Below are 11,528 nucleotides of genomic sequence, written 5' to 3'. Positions count from 1 at the left end.
CGGAATTCGCGGGTCTCGAAGACCGGCTCGGGCAGCGCCCTGCGGTCGAGCTTGCCGTTGACGTTCAGCGGCAGCGCATCGAGCGTCACGAACGCCGACGGGACCATGTACGACGGCACCCGGGCGCCGAGCGCGGACCTGATCGACTCGATGTCCGCCTGCGCACCGTCCGCGGGCACGACGTAGGCGACCAGCTGGGTGCCGACCCGCTCGTCCTCACGGGCGATCACCGCGACATCACGCAGCGCATCCATCGCGCGCAGAGCGGATTCGATCTCACCGAGCTCGATACGGAAACCACGCACCTTCACCTGGAAGTCGGTGCGCGACAGGTAATCCAACTGACCGTCACGGGTCCACCGCACCAGATCACCCGTGCGATACAGACGCTCCCCGTCACCGAACGGCGAGGCGACGAACCGCTCCGCGCTCAGATCCGGGCGCCCGAAATAACCACGCGCGAGCTGCGCACCGGCGAGGTAGAGCTCACCGGCGACACCGGCCGGAACCGGATGCAGGCGCTCGTCGAGCACGTAGACACGGGTGTTCCACTCGGGCACACCGATCGGCACCGACGCACCCGAGATGTCGGTGACATCACCGGCGGTGACGGACACCGCGGCCTCGGTCGGGCCGTACAGGTTCACGAGCCGCGCCCGGTTGTGGGTCAGGAACCGCTGGGCGGTCGCCGGCGGCAGCGCTTCGCCGATGGCGAGGATGTGGCGCAGCGAGGAGGCCAGCACTCCGTCGGCGTCGACCATCAGAGCCTCGAGCATCGACGGCACCACGTGCAGCGTCGTCACCGCCTGCTCGGTCAGCAACCGGTTCAGATAGGCCGGATCACGATGACCGTCCGCCGACGCGACGACCACACGCCCACCGGACACGAGAGCCGACCAGAACTCCCACACCGACAGGTCGAACGTCGCCACCGTCTTCAACAACACCGCATCATCGACGCCGAGACCGAAATGCTCACGCTTCCACAGCAACTGGTTGACGATCGCCGCGTGCGGCACCGCCACACCCTTCGGCCGGCCCGTCGAACCCGACGTGAAGATCACATACGCCGTATTCGACGCACGCAACGGCGCAATCCGCTCGCCGTCGGCGATAGAGGCGGCCGAGACGTCCGAAAGATCCAGGCTGTCGAGCAGCAGGGTGGGGACAGACTTCTCCCCCGGTGCCGTGAACCCGTCGCGTTCGGTGGACAGGATCACCACCGGAGCAGCCGTGTCGAGGATGTACGCATTGCGCTCGTCCGGCTGATCCGGATCCACCGGAACGTACACGCCACCGGCCGTGACCACCGCATACATACCGACCAGCAACTCGACCGAGCGACGCATCGCCAACGCCACCGTCGACTCCGGACCCACACCCTCCGAAATCAACCTGCGCGCAAGACGATTGACACGCGCATCGAACTCGGCATAGGTCAGCGACTCACCCTCGAACACCAACGCCGTCGCATCCGGCACCCGCAAGACCTGCTCGCCGAACAGATCCACGAGCGTCGACGCCTGCTCGACCGCACGGTCGGTGGCGTTCCACGACTCGAGGATCTCGACTCGTTCGGATCCGTCGAGCATGTCGATGTCGCCGACGGTCGTGGTCGGGTCGGCGACGATCGCCTCGACGACCCGCACGAAACGCTGCGCGAAGCCTTCGACCGTCGACTCGTCGAACAGATCGGTCGCGTACGTGAAGGTGGCGTCGATGACGTCGGGTGCACCGTCGTCGTCGTAGTGGTCGAACACCGTGAGCTGCAGGTCGGTCTTGGCGAGCTGCAGCTCGAAATCGGTGGAGCTCACCGTCAGACCGGGCAGTTCGAGCTGGGTACGCGCCAGGTTCTGGAACGACAGACCCACCTGGAAGAGCGGGTTGCGGGCGGTCGAGCGCACGGGGTTCAGCACTTCCACCAGGCGTTCGAACGGCACGTCGGCGTTCGCGAAGGCACCGAGGTCGGTCTCGCGGGTGCCTTCGAGGAGTCGTTCGAAGGACTGGGCCGGGTCGACGTCGCTGCGGAAGACCAGCGTGTTGACGAACATGCCGATCAGGTCGTCGAGCTCGCGCTCGCCACGACCGGCGATCGGGGTGCCGATCGCGATGTCGCGGGTGCCCGAGAGCCGTGCCAGCAAGGTCGCGAAGGCCGCGTTGACGACCATGAACAGCGTCGCGTTCTTCGACCGCGCAAGTTCCTGCAGGCCGCGGTGCAGTTCGGGTGAGATCGTGAACTGCAACGATTCGCCGCGGAAGCTCTGGCTCGGTGGACGCGGGCGGTCGGACGGGAGGTCGAGCTGGTCGGGAAGGCCGGCGAGGGCCTGCTTCCAGTACTCGACCTGCTTGGCGGCCAGCGATTCCGGATCGTCCTCGCTGCCGAGCACCTCGCGCTGCCACAGCGCGTAGTCGGCGTACTGCACGGGCAGCGATTCCCATGCCGGGGCGTCCCCGTGGGAGCGCGCTGCATAGGCCGTCATCAGGTCGCGGGTGAGCGGGCCGACCGACGCACCGTCGGCCGACACGTGGTGCACGACCAGCGCGAGGATGTGCTCGTCGTCACTGACGCGGAAGATGCGCACCGCGACGGGCACCTCGGAGGTCACGTCGAAGGTCGTCGACATGAAGGCGACGATCTCGGGTTCGAGTTCGGCCTCCGCGACCTCGCGCACGACGAGTTCGGGCAGCGCACCGTCGAGCGGGAGCACCACCTGGTGCGGGCCCTCCGGCGAATCCGGGTAGATGGTGCGGAGCGATTCGTGCCGCGCGATGACGTCGCGTGCTGCCGCACGGAGCGCCTCGACGTCGAGGGTGCCGACGAGCCGCACGGCGATCGGGATGTTGTCGACCGCGGAGGACGCCGTGTCGAACTGGTTGAGGAACCAGTAGCGCTGCTGCGCGAGCGACAGCGGAACCCGATCAGGTCGTTCGGTGGCGACGAGGGGCCGGCGCGGACCGCCGGAGACCCCGCGTTCGAGGCGTGCCGCAAGCTCTTCCACGGTGGAGGCCTCGAACAGCAGGCGCAGCGGAACGGTGGCGTTCAGCGCTGCACCGATGCGGGAGACCACCTGGGTGGCGATGAGCGAGTTGCCGCCCAGCGCGAAGAAGTCGTCGTCGAGGCCGACGCGGTCGACACCGAGGACCTCGGAGTAGATCGACGCCACGACCTGCTCGGTGGAGGTGGTGGGAGCGCGGAACTCCTTGACCTCGAAGACCGGGTCGGGCAGTGCCTTGCGGTCGAGCTTGCCGGACGCACCGAGCGGCATGGTGTCGAGGAGCACGTAGGTGGCGGGCACCATGTAGGCCGGCAACTGCGCGGACAGTGCCGCACCGGCCGCCACCTGATCGAAGGTCGCACCGGCCTGCGGGACCACGTAGGCGACGAGCTGGTCCTGACGGACGAGCACGACGGCCTGGTCGACCTCGTCGAGGACGAGCAGCGCGGTCTCGATCTCGCCGAGTTCGATGCGCAGACCGCGGAGCTTGACCTGGAAGTCGGTGCGGCCGATGTAGTCGAGTTCGCCGGCGCCCTCCGTCCAGCGCACGAGGTCGCCGGTGCGGTACAGCCGCTCACCGTCGCCGAACGGCGAGGCGACGAAGCGTTCGGCCGTGAGGTCGGGGCGCTGCATGTACCCGCGGGCGAGCTGAGCTCCCGCGAGATAGAGCTCTCCCGCGACCCCCACGGGCACGGGCGCGAGACGCTCGTCGAGGACGTAGACGCGGGTGTTCCACACGGGGGCGCCGATCGGCACGGAGACCGTGTCGGCGTCGGTGGCCTCGTGGTAGGTCACGTCCACGGCTGCCTCGGTGGGGCCGTAGAGGTTGTGCAGGCCGGCGTCGGACAGCAGTGCCCGCGTGCGTGCGGCCAGTGCGGGCGGCAGTGCCTCACCGGAGGCGAAGACGTGACGGAGCGAGGTGAGGTCGTCGGCCGATGCCTCGGCGACGAACACCGCGAGCATCGACGGCACGAAGTGCACGACGGTCACGCCGCGCCGCTCGATCACCGAGGCCAGGTACCGCGGGTCGCGGTGACCGTCGGGCACGGCGACCACCAGTCGGGCACCGATCTGCAAGGGCCAGAAGAACTCCCACACCGACACGTCGAAGGTGAAGGGGGTCTTCTGCAGCACCACGTCGGCGGCGGTGAGCGGGTATTCGTGCTGCATCCAGCGCAAGCGGTTGACGATCGCGCCGTGCGGCACCGCCACACCCTTCGGGCGCCCGGTGGACCCGGACGTGAAGATGACGTAGGCGGTGTTCGACGCCCGCAGCGGAGACGTCCGCTCGACGTCGGTGACCGGCTCGGACGCCGTCGCGGACAAGTCGAGGGTGTCGACGAGCAGGCTCGGGACGGATCTCTCCCCCGGTACGCGGAATCCGTCGCGTTCGGTGCTCAGCACCACCACGGGCGCGGCGGTGTCGAGGATGTATCCGTTGCGATCGTCGGGCTGATCCGGATCGATCGGCACGTAGGCACCACCGGCCGTGACGACCGCGTACATACCGACGAGCAGATCCAGCGAGCGGCGCATCGCCAGACCCACCCGCGCGTCGGGGCCGACACCGAGCGAGATCAGGTGTCGTGCAAGACGGTTCACACGCTCGGAGAACTCGCCGTAGGTCAGCGACTCGCCCTCGAACTCCACCGCGACCGCATCCGGCGACCGCCGTACCTGCTCGGCGAACAGATCGACGAGGGTCGAGGTGTTGTCGAGCGCGCGGTCGGTGTCGTTCCACTGCTCGAGGACCTGCACGCGTTCGGCGTCGTCGAGCAGGTCGACATCACCGATCGCGACGGAGAGATCGCCGGTGACCGCATCGAGGAGACGGACGAAGCGCTCGGCAACACGCTCGACGGTGCGGGTGTCGAACAGATCGGTGGCGTAGGTCAGGCCCACCGAGTACTCGGCGGCACCGGTCGCGGTCGGCGTCTCGGTGACGACGAACTGGAGGTCGAACTTGGCGGTCGCGATGTCGAGGTCGACGGCCTCGACGGTCAGCCGCGGAAGTTCGAGCGTGCCGGTCTCGAGGTTCTGGAACGACAGCATCACCTGGAACAGCGGGTGACGTGCGGTGGAGCGCTCGGGGTTGAGCACCTCCACGAGTCGTTCGAACGGCAGGTCGGCGTGGCCGAACGCTTCGAGGTCGGCGCCGCGCACCTGTCCGAGCACCTGCTCGAACGACTCGCCGCCCCCCACCCGGGTGCGCAGCACGAGGGTGTTGACGAACATGCCCACCAGATCGTCGAGCGCCGCGTCGCCACGACCGGCCACCGGGGTGCCGATCGCGATGTCGTCGGTGCCCGACAGACGCGCCAGCAGCACCGCCAGCGCGGCGTGCACCACCATGAACGGGGTCGCGTTGCGTTCGCGGGCGAGCGTGACGATGCGGTCGTGCAGCGTCTCGTCGATGGTGAACTCGTGCAGGGCACCACGATTGGTGGCGACGGCGGGCCGCGGGCGGTCGGCCGGCAGGTCGAGCTGCTCGGGCAGACCCTCGAGCGTGTCCCGCCAGAAACCGACCTGCGAGGAGATGACCGACTCCGGATCGTCCTCCGAGCCGAGCACCTCCCGCTGCCAGATCGCGAAGTCGGCGTACTGGACCGGCAGCGGTTCCCAGCCCGGTTCTCCACCGGCGGCGCGGGCCGCGTAGGCGGAGACGATGTCGCGGGTGAGCGGGCCCATCGAGAAGCCGTCGGCGGCGATGTGGTGCACGACCAGCGCGAGCACGTGTTCGGTCGCCGACACCGCGAACAGCTGCGCCCGGAAGGGTGCCTGGGTGGAGACATCGAAGCCGGACGAGACGAGATCGGTGATGCTCTGCACCAGCTGCGTCTCGGTGACGTCGACCGGCGTGAGGTCGGGTTCGACCTCGGACACCGGGAGCACCTGCTGGTAGCCCACACCGTCGACGTCCGGGTAGATCGTCCGCAACGACTCGTGCCGGCCGAGCACGTCGACCACCGCGGAGCGCAGCGCCTCGACGTCCAGAGCGCCGGTCAACCGGATCGCGCCGGGGATGTTGTTGACGGCCGATTCCGGTTCGAAGCGGTTGAGGAACCACATCCGCTGCTGCGCGAGCGACAGCGGGACCCGCTCGGGACGTTCCTGTGCGACGAGCGGCGTGCGGCCCTGGGCCTCGCTCTGCTCGACGCGGGCGGCGAGAGCGGCCACGCCGGGCGCCTCGAACAGGACACGAACGGGCACAACGGTTCCCAGTTCGGAGCCGAGGCGCGCGACGACCTGCGTCGCGATGAGCGAGTTGCCGCCGAGGGCGAAGAAGTCGTCGTCGAGCCCGACACGGTCGACACCGAGGACGTCGGCGAACACGCCGGCGACGACCTCTTCGACCGGGGTCGTGGGTGCACGGAAGCCGCGAGCCTCGAAGACCGGGTCGGGCAGCGCCTTCCGGTCGACCTTGCCCGAGCTGCCGAGCGGCATCTCGTCGAGGACCACGAACTGCGACGGCACCATGTAGGCCGGGAGCACCGCGCTCAGCGCGGCCTGCGCGGCGTCGCGGTCGAAGGTCGTGTTCGGGGCCGGGACCACGTAGGCGACGAGCTGTTCGTGCCGCACCTGCGCGGCGGCCTGCGACACCCCGGTGTGGTCGAGCAGCGCGGTCTCGATCTCCCCGAGCTCGATACGCAGACCGCGGAGCTTGACCTGGAAGTCGGTGCGGCCGAGGTACTCGAGATCGCCGCTGCGGTCGTTGCTCCAGCGCACGAGGTCGCCCGTGCGGTACAGACGTTCACCCTCGCCGAAGGGCGAGGCGACGAAACGCTCGGCGGTCAGATCGGGGCGGCCGACGTAACCGCGCGCCACCTGCACGCCCGCGAGATACAACTCTCCCACGACACCGGCGGGAACCGGCGACAGCCGCGAGTCGAGCACGTAGGCGCGGGTGTTCCACACCGGAGCGCCCATCGCGACGGAACCACCCGTCGTTCCTGCGACCGGGCGGGCGGTGGCGTGCACCGTGGCCTCGGTGGGGCCGTAGAGGTTGTGGAGTTCGGCGTCGCTGATCCGGGAGAACTGCTCGGCCACCGACAGCGGGAAGGCTTCACCTGCGACGAGCACGGTGCGCAGCGACGCGCAGTCGTCGGGCGACACCGACGCGGCGAACACCGCGAGCATCGACGGGACGAAGGAGGTCGCCGTCACCGCGCGTTCGCGGATGACGGTGCCGAGATAGGCGGTGTCGCGGTGACCGTCCGGGACCGCGATCACCATGCGCGCACCGACGGCGAGGGTGCCGAACAGTTCCCACACCGACACGTCGAAGGTGAACGGGGTCTTCTGCAGCACCACATCGTCGGGGCCGATCCCGTATTCGGTGGTGATCCACCGGATCTGGTTGACGACCGAGGCATGGGCGACCGCCACACCCTTCGGGCGTCCCGTCGAACCCGAGGTGAAGATCGAGTACGCGGTGTTCGACGGCCGCAACGGCGCGAGGCGGTCGGTGTCGGTGACCGGCCCGGCCGGTGTCGCGGACAGGTCGAGGCCGTCGATCGCGAGCGACGGCACCGATGCCGCGGCCGGCACGGAGAATCCGTCGCGTTCGGTGGTCAGCACCACCACGGGCGCGGCGGTGTCGAGGATGTGGCCGTTGCGATCGTCGGGCTGATCCGGATCGATCGGCACGTAGGCACCACCGGCCGTGACGACCGCGTACATACCGACGAGCAGATCCAGCGAGCGGCGCATCGCCAGACCCACCGACGTCTCCGGTCGGACACCGAGCGAGATCAGGTGTCGCGCAAGACGATTCACACGCTCGGAGAACTCGCCGTAGGTCAGCGTCTCGCCCTCGAACTCCACCGCGACCGCGTCCGGCGATCGCCGGACCTGCTCGGCGAACAGATCGACGAGGGTCCCGGCGTCGCCGAGTGCGTGCTCGGTGGCGTTCCACGTGACGAGCACATCGGTGCGCTCGGCATCGTCGAGCAGCGCGACATCACCGACCGGGAGTGCGGGTTCGGTCACGACCGCGGTGAGGATCCGGGTCAGGCGCTCGGCGAAGGACTCCATCGTCCGGGCGTCGAACAGATCGGTGGCATAGGTGAGGTCGACGAGATAGCCCTCGGCGGTGGCGTCGTCCGAGACGGTGACCTGCAGGTCGAACTTCGCGAGTGCCGCGTCGACATCGAGCGCCGAGACGGTCAGGCCGGGCAGTTCGAGGGAGTCGGCGTCGAGGTTCTGGAACGCGAGGAGCACCTGGAACAGCGGGTGCCGTGCCGTCGACCGTTCGGGGTCGATGATCTCGACGAGCCGCTCGAACGGCAGGTCGGCCTGCCCGAACGCTTCGAGGTCGGCGCCGCGCACCTGTCCGAGCACCTGCTCGAACGACTCGCCGCCCTCCACCCGGGTGCGCAGCACGAGGGTGTTGACGAACATGCCCACCAGATCGTCGAGCGCCGCGTCGCCACGACCGGCCACCGGGGTGCCGATCGCGATGTCGTCGGTGCCCGACAGACGCGCCAGCAGCACCGCCAGTGCCGCGTGCACGACCATGAACTCGGTGGTGGAGGTGCGCCGGGCGAGATCGCGGACGGCGGAACGGAGTTCGGAGTCCAGGACGAACCGGTGCGAGGCACCGCGGTAGCTCGCAACCGCCGGTCGCGGACGGTCCGCCGGCAGGTCGAGCTGCTCGGGCAGACCCGCGAGGGTCTCCCGCCAGAACGCGACCTGCGAGGAGATGATCGACTCCGGATCGTCCTCCGAGCCGAGCACCTCCCGCTGCCAGATGGCGAAGTCGGCGTACTGCACCGCGAGCGGCTCCCACTGCGGGGCGTCGCCCGAGACGCGTGCGGCGTAGGCCGTCACGACGTCGCGGGTCAGCGGACCCATCGAGAAACCGTCGGACGCGATGTGGTGCACGACCAGCACCAGCACGTGCTCGGCCGCGGTCCCGGTCTCGGTGACGGCGAACAGCCGGGCCCGGAAGGGGACCTGCGTCGTCACGTCGAAGCCGGTGCCGACGATCTCGGTGGCCCGGGCGATCAGATCGGACTCGGCCACCGGGACCGGCGTCAGGTCGGGCACCACCTCGTCCACCGGCAGCACCTGCTGGTAGCCCACACCGTCGACGTCCGGGTAGATCGTCCGCAGCGACTCGTGCCGGCCGAGCACGTCGGTGACCGCGGCCTGCAGGGCCGCCGCGTCGAGTGCCCCCGACAGGCGGATCGCCACGGGGATGTTGTTGACTGCCGATTCGGGCTCGAAGCGGTTGAGGAACCACATCCGCTGCTGCGCGAGCGACAACGGCACCAGTTCCGGACGCACCTGCGGGACCAGCGGTGCGCGTCCGTCGCCACCCGAGGCCATGGCGGCGTCGACGAGCGAGGCGAGTTCGGCCGCCGTCGGGGCGTCGAAGAACTCGCGGACGTCGATGCGGACCTTGTGATCGGCGCTGAGCCGCGCGACGACCCGCGTCGCGCTCAGGGAGTTGCCGCCGAGTTCGAAGAAGTCGTCGTCGACACCGAGCTGCTCGATGCCGAGGACCTGCTCGAAAGCGGCGACGACGGCATGCTCGGTAGCCGTCGACGGCGCGCGGTATTCGCGCTGCAGGGAGCTGAAATCCGGTGCGGGCAAGGCCTTCCGGTCGAGCTTGCCGCTGCCGCCGAGCGGGAACTCGTCGAGTTCGACGAACAGCGACGGCACCATGTAGTCGGGCAGGCGCCGGCGCACGGCGTCGGCGAGCTCCGACCGTTCGATGTCGCGGCCGTCGGTGACGAGATAGGCGACGAGGTGATCGCCGAGCGCGGGGTCGGAGTGCACGACGACGACCGACTGCCGCACGCCCGGGTGGTCGAGCAGCGCCGATTCGATCTCGCCGAGTTCGATTCGCAGACCGCGCAGCTTCACCTGGAAGTCGGTGCGGCCGATGTACTCGATCTGCCCGTCGTCGTTCGTCTTCACGAGGTCGCCGGTGCGGTACATGCGGTCGCCGGGCTCGCCGAACGGGTCGGCGACGAAGCGATCGGAGGTCAGATCGGGGCGACGGAGATAGCCGCGCGCGAGCTGGACGCCCGCGAGGTAGAGCTCGCCCTCGACACCGTCCGGGACGGGGCGCAGACCCTCGTCGAGGACGTAGAGGCCGGTGTCGGCCACGGCGGCACCGATCGGCACGACGGTGTCGTCGGCGGAGGTCGCGAAGTAGGTGACGTCGACCGCGGCCTCGGTGGGCCCGTAGAGGTTGTGCAGACGCGCCGAGGAGATCTCGTAGAAGCGGGCGACGGTCTGCGGCGGCAGCGCCTCACCGGACGCGAAGACATAGCGAAGGGTGCTCACCGACGCGGCGGTGGGCTCGGTGAGGTAGACGGCGAGCATCGACGGCACGAAGTGCGCGATCGTCACGCCGCGTTCGATCATCGTCTGCGCGAGGTAGGCAGGGTCGCGGTGCCCGTCGGGCACGGCGATCGTGAGACGGGCACCCACCTGCAGGGGCCAGAAGAACTCCCAGACCGACACGTCGAAGGTGAACGGCGTCTTCTGCAGCACCACGTCGTCGGCGCGCATCCCGTACTCGGACTGACGCCAGTCGATGTTCGCGACGATCGCCCGGTGCTCGACGGCGACGCCCTTGGGCCGTCCCGTCGAACCCGACGTGAAGATGACGTAGGCGAGGTGATCGGCCGTGAGCGCGCCGCCGCGCTCCTCCGGAGTGATCGGCTCGTCGGATACCTCGGACAGGTCGAGGGTGTCGATCGTCAGCGCCGGGACGGAACCGGGGAGATCGACGGCGTCGCGCTCGGTGGTGACGACGGCGACCGGCTCGGCGATCTCGAGGACGTAGGCCAGGCGGTCGGCCGGATGGTCGGGGTCGAGCGGCACGTAGGCGCCGCCGGCCTTCACGATCGCGTACATGCCGACCAGCAGATCGAACGACCGGCGGACGGCGAGACCGACGCGTGAGTCGGGGCCCACACCGAGACCGATGAGGTGACGTGCGAGACGGTTGGCGCGGGCATCGAATTCGCGGTAGGTCAGGGCCTGCCCGTCGAACTCGAGAGCGACCGCATCGGGGGTCCGCGCCACCTGGGCGTCGAAACGCGCCACGAGGGTGTCGGGATCGACCGTGGCCGGTGCTGCCGCATCGTCGCCGAGGACCTCGACGGCGTCGGCCAGCAGGGCGTCGACCACCCCCGCGAGACCCGGAGCACCCAGCAGAGCGGGTGCGATGTTCGACAGGACGACCGGGAACAGCGCGTCGAAACCGAGCGCGCCACCCATGGCGGTGTCGAGCGTGGCGATCTCGTCGCGCAGGCGCGCGTAGCCGATACGGGTGTCACCGTCGGTGAGGGCGACGCGGTCGGGTTCGATCTCCGCGACGGCGGCGAGCAACCGGGGAAGGTCCTCGATCGCCAGCGCCGGCTTGCCCGCCATGTCACCCGTCATCTACGTCAGCCTCCTGAAATAACCTGCGCTCGGCGTCACGCTGTGCACGCGACACCGCCCCCCGCTGCCACCCGGCACCGTACTGGCCGGGCAGTCGAACGACAGCCGATCTTCCATTATCCCGAAGTG

The 11,528-nt window shown here is 69.3% G+C and carries 1 protein-coding gene; it reads right to left on the bottom strand.

Going from position 1 to position 11,528, the window contains the following annotated elements:
* Nucleotides 1-11,399: non-ribosomal peptide synthetase (locus ACNJ7K_RS27555; protein WP_487042645.1), on the bottom strand; the 11,399-nt coding region annotated here is incomplete at its 3' end.
* Nucleotides 11,400-11,528: the final 129 nt, after the last annotated feature.

Source organism: Rhodococcus shunpengi, from assembly GCF_048381395.1.
Lineage (GTDB): Bacteria > Actinomycetota > Actinomycetes > Mycobacteriales > Mycobacteriaceae > Rhodococcus.
Note: the sequence above shows the minus strand (reverse complement) of the source record. Positions and strands in the feature narration are given on the sequence as shown.